Genomic DNA, 20138 nt, shown 5'->3' on the forward strand with positions numbered 1-20138 from the left:
GGAATTGGCTGCTTTGAGCGATATATAGCCGTTCGTCCATAGCAAGATGAATAGGCGGTTTTGATCCAAACCAGCCTTTTTAGTTAGGTAGACATTCATTTAGTTTGACTGTATAGCGGACTATGCTGTCAGTTATATTCGTTTACGGTCAGCTAAACAATTTCCCAACCGTTTTCATCGGTAAAAACATACGAGTGCGTCCGTTATGCTCACACAAAACTTCAAAGCCAAATTTCTGATAAAAACTTAAAGCAGGATCAGTCACACGGTCACCAACTATTGCGTAGGCGCGATGTGAGTATTAACATCCCACAGATATTCTAACTCCCTGATTAAACTCACTTTACCAAGAGCACTCCCATGAAATTCTTTATGCACAGCTAGCTGTACAAGCAAAAGTAAAGGAATTGGATAGCGAGGAAGTTTTTTTGACAGTTGAACAGGTAAAGTTTCTCGACTAATCGAGCGAGGGGCAACGCTATAAAAAGAACATATTGGATATTTTTGATGAGGTAAAGGGGTAGTAGCTGGCAAAACCATTGTGCGGCTTATGCCTGCTTGCATATGTTTAGCTGCCTGAGTTCAAATAAAAACATTCAACTCACTTGCCCCACAATCGAAAGAATCGCGATCATGCTTGGCCTTATTGATCTCTTCAAAAGCGTTCGACCAACTCACTTAATACCACCACCTTTAGTTAAAGTAGCGGCATTGGGCAACGCGCGATTGGGAGTATTAGCCTGGTCACAAGCTGACATAAACTGATCGAATACGTTGTCTTGAACAGTTACATTTTCGTATTGAGAGATAACTTGTGTTGAGTCTTCGTCCATTAAACGAACGACATATTCTGTTAAGATTTTCAAACTGAAGGTCGTATAAAAAACTGACCGTTTAGATTGGCCGCACCTTCATGGTGCGTTTGCACCTACTTACCCCTAAAAATGGCACTTGAATTTTTTACTGCAATTTAACTGGTTGTATTTTATAACATTATATTTTGGCTTGAGCCTTGCACATGACTGTTTAGATATAGTTAGGTAGTTTATATTCAGGAACCTGCGTTGGCGACATCAGTGAAACATAACTCAGGCCAGTTGGCCGTGGATCAACTAAACATTTTGTTGATCGATGAAAATGTGCAGCGTGCTCAGTCGATCACGGCAGCCCTGGATAAATCGCGTTATAAAATCAGTCATCTGGCCTGCTCAGAGGTGGGATTATTAAAACAAGTGGATCAATTCCAGCCTGATATTATTGTCATCGATATCGAGTCACCGAATCGGGATATGCTCGAAAGTCTAAGCACCATTTCCAGTTATAACCCCAAGCCTGTAGTGATGTTCTCATCCAAAGAAGATACAGAAACGATTAATTTGTCAGTGCAGTCCGGGGTCAGTGCCTATGTAGTGGGAGATATCGACCCACAACGGGTTAAACCTATACTAGACGCCGCCGTGGCTCGCTTTCATCAGTTTCATAAACTCAAAGACGAACTTACTGAAACCAAACATCAACTTGAATCCCGCATATCCATAGAGCAGGCCAAACGCTTGTTAATGAAAAGTAGCGGCTTAAGTGAAGAGCAAGCCTTTCATACAATGCGCAAAACAGCGATGGATGCAGGACAAAAATTGGAGGACGTAGCAAAAACCATTATTTCCATGCTGCGTACCTTAGATAAAGGAAGTCATCATGATTGAACCCGAGCAAACCCATTTAACCTTGGGCTTTATTCCGCTGACAGATTCAGCGCCACTGGTTGTGGCCAAAGAACTGGGTTTTTTCAGTCAGTGGGGATTAGAAGTAGAATTACAGAAACAGAACTCCTGGGCTACCCTGCGAGACAAGTTACACGCCGGTGTACTGGACGCCGCGCAAATGTTGGCACCTATGCCGATCGCCAGTACCTTAGGTTTAGGTGTAGAGCCTGCAAAGGTGATCACCCCGCTGATACTGAGTTTAAACGGCAACGCTATTACATTGTCTGAAAATCTGCATCAAGAAGTGCTGCTGGCCAATAATATTCGTAACGTCACATTGCCCATGGCGGCCTATTTACTGCAAAACGTGATTGCCAAACGCAAAAGCAGCGGCTTGCCCAGGCTCAAATTTGCCACAGTATTTCCTTACAGTTGCCATAATTATCAACTGCTTGATTGGCTTTTGTCGGCTAATATCACAGCGCAAGATGTCGATTTTTTGGTCGTTCCACCGGTGAATATGGTGACGTTTTTGGAAAATGGCGAAATTGATGGCTGTTGTGTGGGAGGCCCTTGGAACGCCAAAGCGGTGCGGGCTGGCATTGGCCTGACCGTCTTGACGTCGTTTGACATCTGGCAAGATTCTCCCGAGAAAGTACTAGGTTTGCTCGATAGCTGGTATCAACAGAACCCGAATACTGTTTTGGCGATGTGTGCGGCATTAAAACAGGCCTGTGTCTGGCTGGAAACTGTGCCCAATCGCTTCGAAGCCGCGCGTTTGTTGTGCCGTGAAGAATACTTAAATGCCGAGCTGGACGTGATTGCTCCCTCGTTATTAGGCAGTTGTTTAACTCACATATCCATGGCGCCACGTAGCATTTCATCTTACAACCAATTTTCGGTAAGCAACAATGGCTCCATTAATCAGCCTGAATTGATCCGGGGCGAGTGGCTGATCAAACAAATGAGTAACGCCGGGCAAATCCCTCTCAATTTGACTATTCCCACTGATTTGATTGCAACTATATTTCGCCCGGACATTTATCAGCAAATGCGTTTATTGTTGGCTGACCAATCAGTGCAGTTTTATCGTCGCTCTGGCTAAGCTGCACTTGTTTGGTGCGAGTTGCACCTAGGGGAGCAAAAACCGTTGAATGTGTTCATGTGCAAACCCCTAAGCCATTGTAAAATGTATAAAAAAAGTTTGGCCTTATTTGTGCTTTGTTATGACTAATTGATTAAGACTCGGATTATTCACTCTTAGTCGAAAAAATTATGTTTATTCACCATCGGGAGGGTAAACATACAGGCAACGTAGCCCACACAAGAATTTGAGTCATCAAATTCTTGTGTGGGTTTTTTTTGGTCAATCGATATGCCAACATAAAAGGGTTATCTATGAGTGCGGAAAAATTTAATTTGATGACATTTAGTGGCAAGATGAAAACCTTGCATTTATCCTGGATGGCATTTTTTATTACCTTCTTTGTGTGGTTTAACATGGCGCCGCTAAAAGAAGCCATCATGGGTGACTTAGGTTTAACCCTAAGCGAATGGAAAACCCTGCTGATCATAAACGTGGCCTTGACCATTCCTGCCAGAGTGTTGATTGGAGCGTTAACCGATAAATTTGGCCCGCGTTTGGTGTATTCAAGCCTATTGGCTGTGTGCGCTATACCTTGTTTTACCTTTGCCCTGGCAGATAACTTTACCCAGATGGTGATATCACGATTTGCCCTGGGCTTTATTGGTGCGGGTTTTGTGGTGGGTATTCGCATGGTCAGTGAATGGTTTCCCCCTAAAGAGTTAGGCACGGCTGAAGGCATATATGGCGGGTGGGGCAACTTTGGCTCGGCCGCAGCAGCCTTTACCTTACCCACTTTGGCCCTGGTATTTGGTGGGGACGACGGCTGGCGCTACGCCACCGGTCTGACCGGTGTGATGAGCTTGTTATTCAGCGTGATTTATTACCGCAACACCACAGATACTCCCAAAGGTTCAACCTATTTCCGACCCAAAAACCTCGGCGGTTTGGAAGTCACCAGCGTAGGTGATTTTTATTTTTTAATCCTGATGAAAACGCCTTTATATCTGGCTTTGGCCTTACTGAACTGGAAGCTGTCACCCGAGGGTGTAGGTCTACTCAGTGAATCGATTGCCCTGGTTTTGTATCTGGGTCTTGGGGGCTTATTTTTATACGATAGTTACGCCACCTATAAGGTTAATCGCGATATTTTTACCACTCCAGTACCCGAAATTCATCGTTACGCCTTTAAACAGGTGGCGGTTTTAAATATTTTGTATTTCGCCACTTTTGGCTCCGAGTTGGCGGTGGTGTCTATGCTGCCGGCATTTTTCGCCGATACCTTTACCTTGAGTATGGCCAGCGCCGGATTGTTAGCCGGTATGTATGCCTTTATGAATTTGATGTCACGCCCCGGTGGCGGCATGATCTCCGATCGCTTCGGGCGCAAAAAAACCTTGTTGATCTTAACCGCAGGTTTAGCGATAGGGTACTTTTGCATGAGTATGATTGACGCCAGCTGGCCTATCTGGGTAGCGGTTTTGACGGTCATGGCCTGTTCGTTTTTTGTGCAGTCAGGGGAGGGCGCTGTATTTGCCGTCGTGCCGTTGATCAAACGTCGTTTAACCGGGCAAATTGCCGGTATGACCGGCGCTTATGGTAATGTCGGGGCTGTGGTGTATTTAACCGTGTATTCCTTGGTCGAAGTCTCCACTTTCTTTATGGTTATTGCGGGCACGGCTGTATTGGGTTTTGTTACCTTGCTATTTATGCGCGAGCCAAGCGGGGCGATGACCGAAGTACGGGAAGACGGCAGTGTCGAACTGATCCATGTAACCTGAAGCAGGGTTATTATTCATTCTCAAAGGGCGTGGGTCTGCACCCACGCCCTGGACCCTACGTAATTGCTTAAACACCAACAGGTAACCGGTATTTTGCAGAAATTGAAAGTTGAATTTGGTGGGTATTCCAGCCCGGGGCTCAAAGCAGAAAATCAGGACGCCTTTGCTGCCTGGTTACCCAAGGACAGTCAACTGGAAACCAAAGGGGCGGTGGCCGCCATTGCAGATGGCGTTAGCGCTTGTAGCCGTGCCAGGGAGGCCGCCGAAACCTGTGTTACTAGCTTTATTCAAGATTACGCCCAAACCCCTGAAACCTGGACCGTGAAACGGGGCGTGAGCCAGGTGCTGGACAGTCTAAATCGCTGGTGCCATGGCCAGCATGATTACCAGCACGGTGGCCACAGCCAAATGGTCACCACTTTTAGCGCCGTGGTATTTAAATCGACCAGTGGCTTTTTATTGCACGCCGGTGACAGTCGCATCTATCGTTTGCAAGGTCATCAGTTTGAGCAGCTTACCATTGATCATACTTCACGCCAGGGCAGCCAGCGCTATTTGACCCGAGCTATAGGTATCGAACCTAAGCTGGATGTGGATTACCGCAAGTTCGAGCTGTTGCCTCAAGATGTGTTTCTGCTCACTACCGATGGGGTACACGAGTTTTTGTCTGCTAAACAGCTGCAAACCTTGTTAGCCAATTCCACACAAAGTTTGGAGCAAGTGGCTGAACAAATTGTGCAGGCGGCACTGGACGCCGGCAGTGACGACAACCTCAGTTGTTTGTTGGTACGGGTAGTTCAGTTGCCCTCAGGGGATTTAGACGAACATTATCGTCAGTTGACTCGTTTGGCGATGCCTCCGGCATTAACTGTGAGTATGAAGCTGGAAGGTTACCGGGTATTGCAAGTACTGTTTAATGGTACTCGCAGCAGTTTGTATAAAGTGCAAAGTGAAGTGGATGGCAAGGTTTACGGCTTAAAAACCCCGTCCCAACATTTTGCCGATGATCCGGTTTACCTCAGTGGTTTTTTGCGGGAAGAATGGATTGGTCAACGGATTAAACATCCCAATATTATGGCGATCCATAGCCGGCCGGATAACGCTAAATTTATGTACCATCTATGTGAATACATAGAAGGTCAAACCCTGCGCCAGTGGATAATAGACAATCCTCACCCCAGTCTAGAACAGGTCAGGGCAATCATCAGTCAGCTCGTCACAGCTTTAAGGGTATTACAGCGCCGAGATATGGTGCACAGAGATGTGAAACCAGAGAATGTGATGCTTACCTACCAGGGCGAAGTTAAACTCATCGACTTTGGTACAGTGTGGGTGGGGACGCTAGCGGAAACCAATACCTTGCCGTTGGAAGATATGGCCCTGGGCTCAGTACATTATATCGCTCCGGAATATTTGTTAACGGGGCACAGCGACCATCGCAGCGATTTATTTTCCCTGGGAGTGCTGTGTTACGAAATGCTCTGTGGTGTATTGCCGTTTAAAGCCTTTAGCTATCAGGACTATGTGCCAAAACACTACAGTGAGTGGCAGTATCAATATTTACATCACAGTCGCCCAGATTTACCCGGCTGGGTGAATCTGACCTTACGTAAGGCTCTACAAGCCAATCCGGCACTGCGCTACCAGGCTCTTTCAGAATTTCTGACTGACTTGTCTAATCCTAATCAGAGCCTGATTGTTGCCGAAAAATACCAACCCCTGGCCCAGCGTAATCCCTTGCTAATGTGGCAATTGATTAGTGCTTGTTTATTGATGGTAATAGTGTTTTTGCTTGCCAGCAGTTAACTCGTTAACCATCTCATGCCTCATCCAGACCAAGGACTATGCAGGGATTTCTGTTGGGCTCAATTAGGATGATTTTGCTCAAAACGCACTGGGTAGACATGGATCTTCGGTTAGTATTTTTTAACCATAGGTCAGTCTCTGATCCGATTATTTGGGCTTTGATTGTTCGCCAGGTGGGGACGGCATTTGTTCAAGGAAATGATATTTTTCGTATAATTTACCGAGTTGACCGTTTTGTGTCAGTTTTGCCATACCTTGCTCGAAAATATCGTTTAAGCGCTGCCCCCGTGCATTTTGACTAAAAATCATAAATAGCTGTAATCGGCCAATATCTTCCAATTGATAATCAGATGCCTCTAATTTTCCCGTAGGCTTCTTTTTTAGTTTCTCTAGCCAGGCTTGATGTAATGCTTTGGTATCTAAAAAATAATCCGCTCGACCAGAGACCAATAATTTATAAGCGGTCTGACGCTCTTGCACTGAAAAGCCTTTAATAAAAGCTTTGTTGGCAGTAGAGATTATTTCCTCCTCATAGGGGGCCGGCCATACCGCAACATAGTTTTGCAATGAGGCCATATTGGTGTACGTCATTTTCTTTTTATTGAGTAAAATACTGATGGGCGGTGCCAAAATAGCATACCGAGGAATAATGTAACCTGCCTGAAAACTCGTCGCCCCTGTGATGTCAGCAGTACCATTTTTGACTTCCAATAGTGCTCTTTTCCAGGGTACATAACTTATGTCAATTTGGTGGTCAGCAAAGACCGCCTGGATTATGTCATGGTATAAACCACTGCCGTCTTTATTGGTATAATTTTGCCAGGATTCAGTCACCCAACGGATAGTCTCTGCATTGGCAACGTGGATAGTTATACATTGGAAAGTTATACATAAAGTAAACAGGTATAACTTCATTCCATCATCTTTATATTGTTAATATTAATCCGCTTTATCCTGGGTAACGGTCAGGTTTATACTGTAGATGCTCGCAAATCATCTTTGCACATACTGAAAAGTATGTCATTTATAAGCGTTTAGCCTGCTATTAAATAAACACACTTGCTGCTTATTTAAAACGCTAGTCATACCCGTTTGTTGAGTGAGTGTATATTAAGTGGCAGCATCTGCTAGGGTTAGGGATAGAGATGTAGCAACAAAAACTTAAACCAAGGGATAACTTGTGACAGACCCACACCATGATCCCAGCTTATTTTTTCGGTTTCTAAACCTGGATAAGCTGCAAGCCTTTACATTAACCAAAGAAGTGGCAGGTGCAAGCTATACTCCACATCCAGAAAACAAGGGGTATATTGGATGCGTTCCCTTGCTGGAGTGTCATTTAGATAATTTGAATATTTTTTATGTGCGTCAACAAATCAAACTGAGTGACTGCGATATATTGATTGCTGCAACGACTCACAATACTAGCGGTACCTTTGCTATACCTCAAATTGTTAACAAGTGGCTAAAACACATTGATTGCCAATTGACGTTCTCTTTTACGTTACGTGAAGATGATTGATAACCCACGCCTGCCCAAACTTGGATATTTAACTCATTTGCTAGGCGGTTTTTTTTGGTGTTTAAGGGAGGGAGCTGTATTTTGTTTGGCGGCACTGTCAATATAACCTAAATTTATGACTACTTGCGTTAGCCTAAACAGCCCTACGCCGACCAAAGAAAGGCTGAGCCACTATTTAATCTACGATTTAGCTAATCAATTAGTCTAACATATTGTTGTTTTTCACTATTTCTGCTTGCTGCGCTCGCTATCAGCATGAATACTGAAATTATGTTGGCACCACTTTATGCCAGCTTCTAGGAAACATATTTTTTGGCTGTGCCCGTTGAAATTTGCTGTTGTCAATAATCCCACTGCGCTCGGCGTAATGAGCAGGAATAGACACGCTATCTCATGTTATTTAGATCGCTCGATCCAAATAACATCTCTACTAAAGGTAAAAATAATGAAATTAGTTAAAAATAAAGGCCTGTTTGCTGCAATCGCTATCACCACTTTTTCTGCATATAGCATGGCTGTCGAAATAAATAGCACCCATCCTGAGACACAAGGCGCTGCTTGTGAGGGATTTGGCCCTCAAACGCCAAGAGATATTGATAACGTAGTCGGTGAAAATGATCGCAGGTTTTCCCTCGCTCCAAATTATAAAGAAATGAATTTATGTAATATTCATTTTCACAACAACGCCGAACATAAAGCCAAGGATTTTGCGATCTTTGCCGGAGAAGGTGAACACGGGCATGGGGGAGGGTATCAATGCACCATCAGTCAATCTCTGACAAAATCCGAACTTCAGGCCCCTAAGGAAGAAATATGTAACGGGTTGACACCTGGCGATACCATAGAGGTGCATTGGGTGCATTCTTCCTGTGACGTGCAACCAGGTAAAGGTCTTGGTGCGTGTTTGTCCGAAAAATGTGCTAATCCAGAGCTGCGGGTAGAAACCCAGGTGTTCACTGTTGTTAATGATGCCTCAGCCCTTGATTTTAATGACTTGACCTATGACGGCAATATTGTAAATGATCTGCACCAAGCCAAGTCTTTGCCCCTTGATACTGGCAAACCCGTGGAATTTATGGGCTCAACTACAGGCCCCAAATATACTGAGCAAGTTTGCTCTCCGTTGCAGGTAACATGGAGCGTTCGCCCCCAGTGTGCCAAGGTCAATATCAATAGCTTGGGCCAGTGGTGTAAAAGCAACGTATTTGCAGAAGATCATGCCCATGGGGTAAGAAAGCTGGTCACCAATCCCAAACTATTATCTGAAATAAAGTAGAGGTGTTAATAATACCCTGTCTGCACAGTCATCACTATTTGATGACAGCGGCTGTCATTACGGTATCAGGCTCAGCGTAATAAATTCATATAACCGCTACACCAAACTGGTGTGGTGGTTAACCTAGTATGAAGGCAGGAGCTTGAAGTCGTAGCTAATAAGTATTGTTCATTTTAACAGGCAGTCGTGTATGCCGCGGCGCACTGACGCAGGCGGAGGTGGTGGTGCCTGGCCAATCCGCAGCAATATTTGTGGGCACTCCAAGGTCGTTAAGCGTTTTTGTAGCCGGTTGCGCTGTGCGCTGATCTCGATCACTTGATTGATGTAGGCTGCACCGAGGCCATGATGGGTTAAGATAAGCAGCACATGGCCTAAGGCACGACCGGTATCCAGCCAGTCGTGCTGTGAGTCAGATTGACTGGCAAATATAGCCAAGACGGGAGAGCCAGACTGGATCTTTTGTCGATTACGATCAGCTACCCGTTTACCTATGTTAAAGGTCCTGACCACGAAACCGGCTAGGGGGGTTAGCAGGTCAGGTAGGCCAAAACGGCCAGCCGACATGCCATCTTTGCTTAGGCTGTGTTTGGGGCGCATCCACGAGGCCAGTTCACTGCGAAACCATGGCTGGGCAAACTGCTTGCGATCCGCCAACTCAGCGAGCTCGGCAATAAAAGATTTATGTTCGGGCGAAGTAAAGTGCGCAAATTCCACCCCATACGATTTAGCCGCACTGACACAGTCGGCCATAACTTGAGGTGAGACGTCGGTGTCGTCAAACGAACTGCGACTGGTGTGTCGCCGTTTAATCGCTTCAAATATGGCAACATCATCACTTGACGGTGGGTGGCTTTTCGTCAGGCTGGCCGTGGCTAATAAATCCGGCGGGCGTGTGGCCGGTGCTAAGGTCACCTCTAACCGATAACCAAAATATTTTGCCGCGAGGGCCAAAGTGCCAATTGCCGCACCGCAACTGATGATCATTTCCCGATTATCGGGATCCACAATTGACAGGGTTCGTGTTTGGTCGAAAACAATATCGACACTGGTGTCGTTTAAGCGAAACAACCAGGGCTGGGCATTGTGGGCAGAAGGTGCCAGCAAAGCGTAATTAAGTAAAAAACTGAGTTGCGCCTTACCATTACCCTGGGTCGGAAACTGATTGGCATTAATGGTTCTGGGATTTCGGGGTGCTAGCATCATATGGGCTCCGGCTGATTGCCCAGCTATTCTAATATGCATTAAATACTACCCCCTCTCATCTTCCCCCCTCTTGACCTGGATCAAGCTGTATGACGACAGCCTATGGTTAACTAATTTAAATATTTGTGAAAGCGAGGCAACCCATGGCCACGATAAAATTTTTCGGTGCAGCACAAGAAGTCACGGGTTCATGTCATATGCTTGAATCCGCCGCTTTGGGGCGTATTTTACTCGATTGTGGCATGCATCAAGGTGGAAGCTCAGTGCGCAGGATCCAAAAGGAAACATTTCTGTTTGAGCCCAGTTCAATCGATGCTGTTGTGCTTTCCCATGCCCATCTTGATCACAGTGGAATGCTGCCCAAATTGGTACATGATGGTTTTGACGGCCCAATTTATTGTGCCGATGCCACTGCGGACTTGCTGCAAGTGATGTTACTTGACTCAGTGGATATTTATCTTGGGGATCTGGCCAGAGAAAATCGTCAATTAGCGCGCAAAGGGCGAGAGCCCCTCTTGCCGGAGTACACTGAAGAAGACGTATTTAAAACATTAAGTTTGTGCCAGTCAAAAAATTACCAGCAGTCTTTTCCTTTGCCACCTGCAGCCAATGTTACATTTTATGACGCCGGACATATTTTAGGTTCGGCCATTGTAGAAGTCGTATTTACCGAAAAAGGAAAAACCAAAACCTTAGTTTTTTCCGGTGACTTGGGCAATAAAAATGCGGTTTTGATGAAAGACCCCACAGTCTTGAAAAAGGCGGATATAGTCTTGATGGAAGGTACTTATGGTGATCGAAACCACCGACCTATAGAAGACACAGTCGACCAACTTAAGCAGATATTACGTGATACCCAAAAACGAGGCGGCAATATCATGATCCCGGCCTTCGCCGTGGGGCGTACCCAGGAGTTGCTATTCTATTTGGGGCAATTACAGCAAAGTGGAGAACTGGACAATTGGCAAGTGATACTCGACAGCCCCATGGCGATAGAAGTCACAAAAGTCTATGATCGCTGGTTTTCGTCACTGGACAGTGCGGAAATAGAGCAGGCCACACCATCTGCCCAGTCAATCATAAAAGACTTTATTCCGCGGCTTTTTCTATCTGTTACCCCAGAAAACTCCATGGCAATCAATAATATAAAAAAGGGGGCCTTGATTATCGCAGGTAGCGGAATGTGTACTGGGGGTCGTATTCGCCATCATTTTAAACAGCGTATTTGGGACAGCCGTAACACGATCATATTTTGTGGTTATCAGGCACAGGGAACGCTTGGGCGCTTATTAGTTGATGGCAAACAAAACATTAAAATTTTTAGTGACAGTTACGCCGTCAAAGCGCAAATCGAAACCCTAGGCGGCTTTTCGGCCCATGCGGGGCAAAGCGAGCTAATACAATGGGTATCAAATTTTACCGATTCCCCAAGAGTGGTCTTGGTGCATGGGGATCCGGAGGCGCTGGATGCTTTGTCACTTAAGTTGTGGGATGAAAAATCTATGGTCACTGACTTACCCGCCTTGGGTCAATGTATCGCGTTTTAAGCTCAAACAGTTAACACAAAGTAGAAGACACAAAGCTATGCTAAGAGCGAAACCGCTAAAGATGTTTTGGTGGGGCCGCATGGGAATGACTCACTGTTGCCCCAGGCGAGCTTCGTATCTTGCAGGGCATGTTTAATGAACACTTTTGTAGCATTCAACGGATTTCCCCTACTTTAGTTTAAGGACGTTATTTTATGAATACAGCTCGTAGTCTTGTTGTTTTTGCAAGCATAGTATTACTGTCGACCGTGCTTGCCGCAAGTGGTTGCAGTAGCGATTTTGCGGCAGCTATGCGTAAAGTTACCTACCCGCCAGATTTTAAATATGTCAGTGGTGAGATGCTGCGTTCAAGCATGCAACAACTGGCATATCAGCTTCAGCAACTTGATGAAGCACTGGTGCCCGACAATCCCCAAGACACCGCCCAACAACAAAAGGTGTTGGGCGCCCTGAGCAATATCGAACGCATAGGGGCGAGTTTACAAGCCGGTGATGCAGGGGCCAGTCATCCGTTTCTACAGGATTTTATGCAAGACTTCCTGGCCGATGTTGATCGGGCCCGCAGTGCCGCTTCCTTAAGCCAGCCGCGTTATTATCTTGCAGGCCGAGTTTCAGGAGGATGTCTCAATTGCCATAAGGTTAATCGCTAGGTAGGCACAGGTTAATATTGTGCCTATTAAGCAGTTATAACAATAGTGTAGTGAGCCAGCTGCTAACCAGCGACGATAACCATTTTTTGATGCAAAGGAAAACACGATGCATATCGAACAATTAAGTTACTTTTTTGGCTGGTGTACCGTGATGAATTACATCTTGTTGGTGATATGGTTTGGTATGTTCATACTGGCCCATGACTGGATTTACAGGACCCACCAAAAATGGTTCGACTTATCTGAGCAGCAGTTTGATCTGTTTCACTATAGTGGTATGGGGTTGTTTAAAATGTTTGTTTTTATCTTTAACCTGGTGCCTTACTTGGCGCTGCGCATGCTAGCTTAACACGGTCGTGCGTAACTCATTAGCCCTGGGCACGCAAATTGTGCCCAGGGATGCCTACTTGGATGGTTTACCAATGTGCTGGTGCTTCGAAATCATTCGGTTTGATCCCTAATATGTCGCAATCGACGATCTCAAGTAACGCTTGTGCGGTGCTGCCCAACAGGCCTGAGCGGTACGTGGTGCCCAGCACCAGTATGCCGCCTTGCAGTGTGGTTAGTTTTGCGGGCAACACCTGTTCGATGGCACCGGACAACAGGTGTTGATTAGCACTATTAGGCACCCATTGAGCGCATTCATGGGCAAATTGAGTATTATGCTCCTCACGTAGGTTTTCCATGATTTTGGCTTCATCTGTGTGCGTGGCAGCTGGGAATACTTTTTTCCATAAGGCGCTTTTTACTATGCCTGCAAATATCCTATCTGCGTAATCGGGATTAAAACAATGTACAGCATGCATAGGCGCATCAAGTTGGCGGGCAACAACATATGCTGTACTTAAGATAGTTTGATCAAGCTCGCTTTGTTTACTTAACGGATGACCGGGATCCAATGCGGCTACCACACTGGTTTTGGCCGACCATGATGGCTGTTTTACCAGTAAAATAGGTACCGGACACGTTTTGAGTAAATACCAGTCTGTGGGGGTGGAAAATCGCCGGGCAAGCGTACTATGTGAATGACTACCCTTGATAAGCATATCTGCTTGAAAATCATCAACCGCGCGTAGTATTCCCAAATACACCGGTGTTTTCAAGACGACCTCGGTTTGATATTCCACATTTTGCGTGGCATGTTTTTCTACCAGTTCCGTCAGTCTTTGGGTATGTATAGCCAATAAAGCTGCTTGAGACGTTTTGTGTTGTTCAAGGTGCAATGCCGTATCTAGCGCTTCTGATGGATAGGACAGGCAGGTAAGCAGTTTGATAACCACCTTGGTGTGACCGGCAAATTGCAAGGCCCTGGTTAATGCTGGCTGTTCCTGTGTGTCAGGATCGATATCAACCAAAATCCTGGTTATGTTGGGTGTTTTATCTGTCATGATGTTCTCTGCTCATTTCGGGTTTTAGGGCTAATATTTCGCAAGTCAGGTTGGCTAAAATGTGTTCAGCGGTGTTGCCAATAAAGGTTGCCGCCAGACCTGTTCGGCCCACCGTTCCCAATACCACTATTTGCGCTTCTAGCTCGTTAGCCACACGTGGGATCTCGATGTCTGCTGGGCCGTCAACTAGGTGCATGTGCTCGCTTAAAAAGTCATGACCGGCCAATAAGCTTTGCATTTTTTCCCGATGGGCTGCGGCGGTTTCTTCTCTGAGCGTCTTGTAATCCAGTCCAGGTAAATCAACGGACGGCAGGTGGCTAATTGTTTGGTAAGTATTGATGGTGTGGGGTTGGGCTTGGGTGACTTGGGCTAACATCTTAGTAAATTCAAGTATTTGATAATTCAACGCTAGGTGTTTGGCATCAGAGGCGTTGGGATCCACTGCGGCTAATATGGGTTTATCCGTCCACTGGGACTGCTTAACCAATAACAATGGAGCATGGCAATAACGTAATAAGTGTCTGTCAGTGGGCATGGCAAAAGGATTGAGACTGCCGGTGTCATCGCTGATATGTTTTATAACCAAGTCGGGGCGCACTTCGTCCACCGCCTGCTCTATGGCTTCATGTAACTCCCTGTGCCACGTTATATTAACACTGCACTTGATGCCTTTTTTATCCAGGGTTTCGGCGATGTCTTCCATGTATATCGAGCGATCAGCCATATATTGGCGCTTCATTTCGTTACGATGGGTACTGGACAACAGATCTGTTAGTTCCATTACCGGCTCATAAATGGAATTGAATAGATGCAGATGTACATCATTAAATTCGGCAAATTTTAATGCCCGTTGCAGAGCAGGATGTTGTTTGTGCTTGCCGCTTATGACGACCAGAATACGTTGGGGAGTTTTCATAGCGGGCTTCTACTATCAGCTGAAGTTTAATAACTAAATTCTAATCAGCTAACGCAACTATGGGTTGATATAGATCAACTAATGACAAGGCGAAGCATAGGTACCTCAAACACTTATTAATTTGTGGATCTTGACATGGGGTAAATTGTCGCACCCTTGGGAATAGGCAAAACTAAAATAATAGCGGGAAAAGACAGCAAAAATGCGTCAGTAATTTCAGTTTGGCATGGCTTTATATGCCAAACTGTGTCGAGGCCGGGTTATTGACGTACGGTCATCTCAATATTTCCAGCGTAAGCCGTATCAGGATCACCGCCGTAACGGTGGTTACGATCCAGTGCGTCAATCCACTGGATTTCATCGGGGGTCTACAATAAACGCGCAAGTTGTTGCTGAAGCAGCTGATTTTCCCGCTCAAGGGCTTCTTTTTGTTTCAGTAGTTCAATCACCATTGCAACCGCTACCCAGTCGATTTCCAGTTCCCGACTTAGGCGTATGGCTTTTTTTAGCCAATGTACGTTGGTACTGTCAAATAACCAGTCTTGGCTTGATTGGCCAGCAACGGGCTCGGCTATGCCATACTCGACTACGCTTATCACCAATTCTTCATTTATGTGGGTCGATTGGCATAACTCATTAAAGGAAATATTCCAAATTACCTTGCTCATTGTTCATTACTCCACTGGGCTCTGGGATCGAAATTGGCGGATTTAGCCAGCTGTTGCCACAAGGTGTTGACCTGTTCGTCGCTGGTGTCGGGCATGACTACCTTTAACACCGCTAGCATATCGCCCACCCCGGTTTTGGTTTTTAGACCTTTACCCTTTATGCGTAGTTTTTGTCCGGACTGGCTATTCTTGGCAATATTTAAGGTGATCTTACCTTTTAGAGTTGGCACGGTGATCTTCGCTCCCAATGCTGCCTCCCAAGGGGTCACAGGCACTGAAATGACCAAATTGTGCCCTTGCACATCGAACAGCGGATGGGGCACCAGACGAATATGCAGATAAAGATCGCCACTGGGACCGTTACCTTGGCCCGCTGCTCCCTGGCCTTTGATACGCACCCGCTCACCATCGCTGACGCCCACAGGGATCTTGACTCTCAAGGTCTTTTTCTCTCGTGATACTTGACCGTTTATCATGCTTGGCACCAAAAACTCTACGGTTTTTGCCTCTGCCGACAAGGTATCTTCGAGAAATATAGGGACTTCCAGTTCAACATCCTGACCTTTGTATTCAGGGGCAGCCCGCTGACCGCCTTGTGTGAAACCTCTTTGGCCACCAAAAATAGAATTAAAAAAATCTGAAAAATCCTCTGCACCCCCACCTGAAAACCCGTCTGAGGCGTGTCTGCTTTGCCAGCCTGGTGGCGGTTCAAACCCTTGGCCTGGGGCACCACCGTATTGGCGTAACTCGTCATATTCAGCTCGACGCTTTGGATCTTTTACCACTTCGTAGGCTTCGGCGATTTCCTTGAATTTCTCTTCTGCATTATCTGCTGCGTTCATATCCGGATGATATTTTAAGGCTAGCTTGCGATATACTTTTTTTATCTCCTTTAAATCAGCATCCTCTTTAACGCCAAGAATTTGATAATAATCTTTAAATTCCATTCAACATTCCTTAGGTGATCAGTACAGCTTGCCAAATTTGGCTGACGGTTATTTAGCTTTTGCTAAGTGCGGCTCGGGAGGTGATGCTTACACCGTCCGAAAGTTGATCGTTAGGGTATAAGACGAACCAGTCCCCCTCATTTAAGCCTGAAATGATCTGCGCCGCAAACGCATTTTTACGACCAATTTCCACCCGACGTTTTTCAACAACGTTATTATTGGCTAAAAATACCGCCCAGTGCTGTTGATCACGAAATAACGCGGTAATGGGTACCGTTAATACATTCGTACCCTCCCATAACATTATTTTTACGTCAACTTGGTAACCATGGCCAAGTCGTTGCCATAACGCTGGGTCACTTTGGACGCTAACAATAACATTAACCCTTTGTTCTTCAATGCCAAGGGCCGATACTTTTAAGAAACCTATGGGCTCGATGCGGCTCACCGCTCCGGTCAGTGGTGTTGTGCCGCCCCAATTGTCGATAGCGACTTTTTGCCCAGGCTGCACTTTAACAGCATCAAATGACAGCAATTCCACCACAATTTCTAAATCCTTGGGATCACCAATTTCAACCAAGGGGGTGCCTGCAGTTACTACGCCAGCGCTCTTGTTGATAATTTTTAAAATATGGCCATTTACCGGCGCGATAATATTTAAACACTGGCAACGACCATGGCTTTGTTGGGTAGTCGTGGGCGATAACAATAACGCTTGTACACGCTCAAACTCGTAGTTGCGCATTTGCAAAGCGGCCTGGGTTGTAGCCAACGCTGCTCGTTGAGATTTGTAAGCGCGCTCTGCGTTATCTAGCTCCCGTGTGGAAACACTATTATTGGCCCGTAGTTGTCGCATGCGCTCAACCTCAGATAGGGCAAATTCCAGTTCTGCCTCGGCCTGGTTGACTTCAGCTTTGGCCAGGCTTTTGGCTGAGTCGGCCGTCTGGATATCGGCCTTGGCTTGGGCTTCGCTGCGCGGGTCCAAAAATGCGGGGTCTATGGGTTCGATTTGCGCCACTATGGTACTGGAAATAAGCACCGGATCACCGACCTCGAGCTCTATACGTCGCAAATAGCCGGTGATCGGAGCTGATAACACATAGGTATCATGCACCCGGGTTTTGGCTTCATCGGAAATTGTCACCTGCAACGTGTCTCTTCTGACCTGGGTCATGTCGACGATCACCGCACGAGGCCAAAACAAATACAGCAGGGCAATAAACAGTAGTGTGCCAATTACCGTCCATAATATTTTACGTGAGTTTATCGCTTGCATGGCTTACTCCCGGGTTTTTAATACTCTGATCAAGTCAAGTTTGGCGATGCGCTGGCGCACCAGAATGGCGGTTAGGGCGCTAGCCAGTAAGACCCACACTATGGCATAACCATAGGTAGACGGGTCGATAACCAACGGAATACGATACATTTCTGTATCAAACGACTGGGCCATTGACCACACCAGGGCCCAGCCAAATAAAGCTCCCAAGGGCAAGCCGAGTAATGTAAGAAACATTACTTCACCTAGCAACACATAAGAAATCTCACCTTTGGTAAACCCCAGTACCCTTAACGTCGCAAGTTCTCGACCACGCTCGGATAATGCAATGCGGGCACTGTTATAAGTCACCCCCAAGGCGAGGGTGACCGCCAGCCCGGTAAACATGGAAATAAATACCATCAAGTGCTCGATAACATTTTCGTTGAAGGCGTTAAGCGCGGATTGTTTAAGCATCACTGCACTTATTTTGGGAGTATTTTTAAATGTCAGATAAAGCTCATCTTGCTGATTTGGGTCAAGCAGTAAATTGGCAAAACTGAACCTTGGGGGCTCGGTGAGAAGTCTGTTTAAAGTCTCTAAGCGCATATAAGCAGGTAGACCAATGTAGGTTTCAAAAATGCCGACTATCTGTATGGGTATTTCGGGCCGTCTACCTTGCAGGATTTCCACCCAGATTATATCACCCAATTTAACCTGTAATTTCTGCGCCAGGCGGCTGGCGATAACCAAGCCTGAGGCGGGCAGGCTGACAACCTTCCTTTGTGCATCGTCGTATATGGGGTGCAATTCACTGTTTTGAGGCAACGCGGTGATCGCCCCTCTGTGGGAAATAACCCCCGCTTTAAACTCAGCGCTTACCATGCGCATAGGCTCTGCTGCTAGTACTCCCGGCAAGTGGGCGAAGTCATGAATAGCCCGAATAGATTGGTCTTCCACTACACCTACCATAGCGTTTTGCCGCTGGGCTTCAAAAAAATATATCCGTGATAAATGTTTAAGGGAATCATCCCATTGCAGGCTCAAGATAATCAGCCCTGCGGCCAAGGCGATACCCGAGCTGGTCAGTAATGAGCGCACGGGCCAGCGAAAAATTTGCCTTAGGGCAATTCGGCTTGGTTGATCTAGCCAGTTAGCGATAATGGCCGAGGAGATAAAGGTGCTGCGGTAAGTGTCTGGTGAAGGAGGGATCATGGCTTCTGCCGGAGGCAGTTTGACCGCTTTACGTACGGCGTTTAAGGCGCCTAGCCAAGCCGCCAGTGTACTTACCAGCGCTCCTACCAGAAAGGCGAAAGGGCCGGGGTGGTAAATCAGTAAAGGGAAACGAAACAGTTCAGCGTACATTTGCGTATTGAGGCGCCCAAAATAGGCACCTATTACTGAACCGAGCAATACACCTAATATGCAGATAAGCAAAATCATTTTACTGTAGTGCCAGCCTATTTTCCCGCTAGAGTAGCCAAAGGCTTTGAGCAAACCGATTTCGGTTCTTTGGGTGGTGATCAGGCGGGTTAATACCATATTCGATAAAAACGCAGCTACGGCAATAAAAATAGTCGGTAATATTCTGGCCATGCTTTTTTGCTGGGTGATCTCATTTTGTACAAACCAGTTGGATATCTGGTCCTCGCGGGTGAAGGCGCGAGTGCCGCCATAAGGCTCCAGTATTACATCCAGTTGTTTTAAGACCCTCTCGGGCGGGGTCTTATAGAGCAACGTGAGGCTAAGATCGTTAAACGAACCCTCAAGATCATAGGCAGCCTCAAGAACTTTTTGGCTCATCCACATCACGCCGAAGCGTTTGTCATCCGGCAGTAAGGCACCAGGCCCGATGCTATAGATAAATTCTGGACTCAGGGCAACGCCGACAACATAAAAGCGCCGTTTGTGGCCGTTCATTATAATTACTATGGGATCCCCAGGAGCAAGTCGATGGGCCTGGGCAAAAGGTTCACTGAGGATCACCTCGTCGTCTCGTCCGGGGGAAACCCAACGGCCCTTACGGATCACCAGCTGGTTAAGCTTAGGCTGTGCGGTTTCCGGTATAGAGGTGATCTGACCGATAACCGGCTCGACAAAGCCGTCGATATCTATATTTGCCAGTCGGGTAATACGGGTTTGCACCGTCTGCACACCTGGCAAAGATGCAATCTGACTGAGCAAACGCTGCGGCGCGCGAGTCGCTTGAGCAAAAATTTCCGCGAATCGGTAGCGTTGATAATAAGTATCTGTAGTCTGTTGCAGAGCCTCTACCGTCGACAGTGACATGACCAAGGTCGCCACGCCCGAGGCAATAACGAGAGCTACCGCTAGCACTTGCCCACGCAAGTGCCATAAATCTCGTGTTAGCTTTTGATCCAGGGCGCTCATG

At 46.4% G+C, this 20138-nt stretch carries 18 protein-coding genes and 1 pseudogene; 9 read left to right on the plus strand and 10 right to left on the minus strand.

Annotation, left to right across the window (positions count from 1 at the left end; all coding sequences use genetic code 11):
• Positions 1-148: 148 nt before the first annotated feature.
• Both AC3RV5_RS10395 and AC3RV5_RS10400 read right to left on the minus strand, forming a co-directional pair.
• Positions 149-678 (minus strand): annotated as a pseudogene (locus tag AC3RV5_RS10395) (GNAT family N-acetyltransferase).
• The gene (locus tag AC3RV5_RS10400) at positions 675-866 is read right to left on the minus strand and encodes a type II toxin -antitoxin system TacA 1-like antitoxin (RefSeq protein ID WP_489731850.1); all 192 of its coding nucleotides are present in this window, start codon (positions 864-866) and stop codon (positions 675-677) included. Before AC3RV5_RS10400 ends, AC3RV5_RS10395 begins: the two are co-directional and overlap by 4 nt.
• A gap of 210 nt (positions 867-1076) precedes the next feature.
• Between AC3RV5_RS10400 and AC3RV5_RS10405 the strand changes: the two genes are divergently transcribed.
• From AC3RV5_RS10405 to AC3RV5_RS10420, 4 genes are all read left to right on the plus strand, one after another.
• On the plus strand, positions 1077-1703 hold the full coding sequence (locus AC3RV5_RS10405; protein ID WP_489731851.1) for an ANTAR domain-containing response regulator: 627 nt from the start codon (positions 1077-1079) through the stop codon (positions 1701-1703).
• Positions 1696-2808 (plus strand): CmpA/NrtA family ABC transporter substrate-binding protein, encoded by a 1113-nt coding sequence (locus AC3RV5_RS10410; protein WP_489731852.1) that lies wholly within the window; start codon positions 1696-1698, stop codon positions 2806-2808. Before AC3RV5_RS10405 ends, AC3RV5_RS10410 begins: the two co-directional genes overlap by 8 nt.
• A 293-nt stretch (positions 2809-3101) precedes the next feature.
• Positions 3102-4568: a NarK family nitrate/nitrite MFS transporter gene (locus AC3RV5_RS10415; RefSeq protein WP_489731853.1), complete on the plus strand. Its 1467-nt coding sequence runs from the start codon at positions 3102-3104 to the stop codon at positions 4566-4568.
• Between the two features lie 93 nt (positions 4569-4661).
• Complete coding sequence (locus AC3RV5_RS10420) at positions 4662-6374, plus strand: bifunctional protein-serine/threonine kinase/phosphatase (protein ID WP_489732134.1); 1713 nt, start codon at positions 4662-4664, stop codon at positions 6372-6374.
• Positions 6375-6521: 147 nt separating this feature from the next.
• Here the strand turns inward: AC3RV5_RS10420 and AC3RV5_RS10425 are convergent, their stop codons facing one another.
• A complete protein-coding gene (locus AC3RV5_RS10425; protein ID WP_489731854.1) occupies positions 6522-7289 on the minus strand; it encodes a substrate-binding periplasmic protein in 768 nt (255 codons plus the stop codon).
• 265 nt (positions 7290-7554) lie between these two features.
• On the opposite strand from AC3RV5_RS10425, the gene AC3RV5_RS10430 reads away from it, so the two are divergent.
• Both AC3RV5_RS10430 and AC3RV5_RS10435 read left to right on the plus strand, forming a co-directional pair.
• Positions 7555-7896, plus strand: a complete 342-nt coding sequence (locus AC3RV5_RS10430) for a hypothetical protein (RefSeq protein WP_489731855.1) — start codon at positions 7555-7557, stop codon at positions 7894-7896.
• Between the two features lie 445 nt (positions 7897-8341).
• The gene (locus tag AC3RV5_RS10435; protein ID WP_489731856.1) at positions 8342-9172 is read left to right on the plus strand and encodes a delta-class carbonic anhydrase; all 831 of its coding nucleotides are present in this window, start codon (positions 8342-8344) and stop codon (positions 9170-9172) included.
• Between the two features lie 168 nt (positions 9173-9340).
• Here the strand turns inward: AC3RV5_RS10435 and AC3RV5_RS10440 are convergent, their stop codons facing one another.
• Entirely contained in the window at positions 9341-10375 is a 1035-nt protein-coding gene (locus AC3RV5_RS10440) for an Acg family FMN-binding oxidoreductase (protein WP_489731857.1), read from the minus strand.
• A gap of 143 nt (positions 10376-10518) precedes the next feature.
• Between AC3RV5_RS10440 and AC3RV5_RS10445 the strand changes: the two genes are divergently transcribed.
• From AC3RV5_RS10445 to AC3RV5_RS10455, 3 genes are all read left to right on the plus strand, one after another.
• Positions 10519-11922: an MBL fold metallo-hydrolase RNA specificity domain-containing protein gene (locus AC3RV5_RS10445; RefSeq protein WP_489731858.1), complete on the plus strand. Its 1404-nt coding sequence runs from the start codon at positions 10519-10521 to the stop codon at positions 11920-11922.
• Positions 11923-12116: 194 nt separating this feature from the next.
• The gene (locus AC3RV5_RS10450) at positions 12117-12572 is read left to right on the plus strand and encodes a hypothetical protein (protein ID WP_489731859.1); all 456 of its coding nucleotides are present in this window, start codon (positions 12117-12119) and stop codon (positions 12570-12572) included.
• Between the two features lie 106 nt (positions 12573-12678).
• Entirely contained in the window at positions 12679-12921 is a 243-nt protein-coding gene (locus AC3RV5_RS10455; protein WP_489731860.1) for a DUF6868 family protein, read from the plus strand.
• Between the two features lie 67 nt (positions 12922-12988).
• Here AC3RV5_RS10455 and AC3RV5_RS10460 read toward each other — a convergent pair whose 3' ends face one another.
• The 6 genes from AC3RV5_RS10460 to AC3RV5_RS10485 all read right to left on the minus strand — a co-directional run bounded on the left by AC3RV5_RS10460 (position 12989) and on the right by AC3RV5_RS10485 (position 20137).
• On the minus strand, positions 12989-13960 hold the full coding sequence (locus AC3RV5_RS10460) for a universal stress protein (RefSeq protein WP_489731861.1): 972 nt from the start codon (positions 13958-13960) through the stop codon (positions 12989-12991).
• A complete protein-coding gene (gene uspE, locus AC3RV5_RS10465; protein WP_489731862.1) occupies positions 13950-14876 on the minus strand; it encodes a universal stress protein UspE in 927 nt (308 codons plus the stop codon). Before uspE ends, AC3RV5_RS10460 begins: the two co-directional genes overlap by 11 nt.
• 368 nt (positions 14877-15244) lie before the next feature.
• Positions 15245-15544 (minus strand): chaperone modulator CbpM, encoded by a 300-nt coding sequence (locus AC3RV5_RS10470; protein WP_489731863.1) that lies wholly within the window; start codon positions 15542-15544, stop codon positions 15245-15247.
• On the minus strand, positions 15541-16491 hold the full coding sequence (locus AC3RV5_RS10475; RefSeq protein WP_489731864.1) for a DnaJ C-terminal domain-containing protein: 951 nt from the start codon (positions 16489-16491) through the stop codon (positions 15541-15543). Before AC3RV5_RS10475 ends, AC3RV5_RS10470 begins: the two co-directional genes overlap by 4 nt.
• A 52-nt stretch (positions 16492-16543) precedes the next feature.
• A complete protein-coding gene (locus AC3RV5_RS10480) occupies positions 16544-17767 on the minus strand; it encodes an efflux RND transporter periplasmic adaptor subunit (protein ID WP_489731865.1) in 1224 nt (407 codons plus the stop codon).
• Positions 17768-17770: 3 nt separating this feature from the next.
• A complete protein-coding gene (locus AC3RV5_RS10485) occupies positions 17771-20137 on the minus strand; it encodes an ABC transporter permease (protein ID WP_489732135.1) in 2367 nt (788 codons plus the stop codon).
• Position 20138: the final 1 nt, after the last annotated feature.

The sequence above is a fragment of the Paraglaciecola sp. IT1134 genome, from assembly GCF_058068185.1.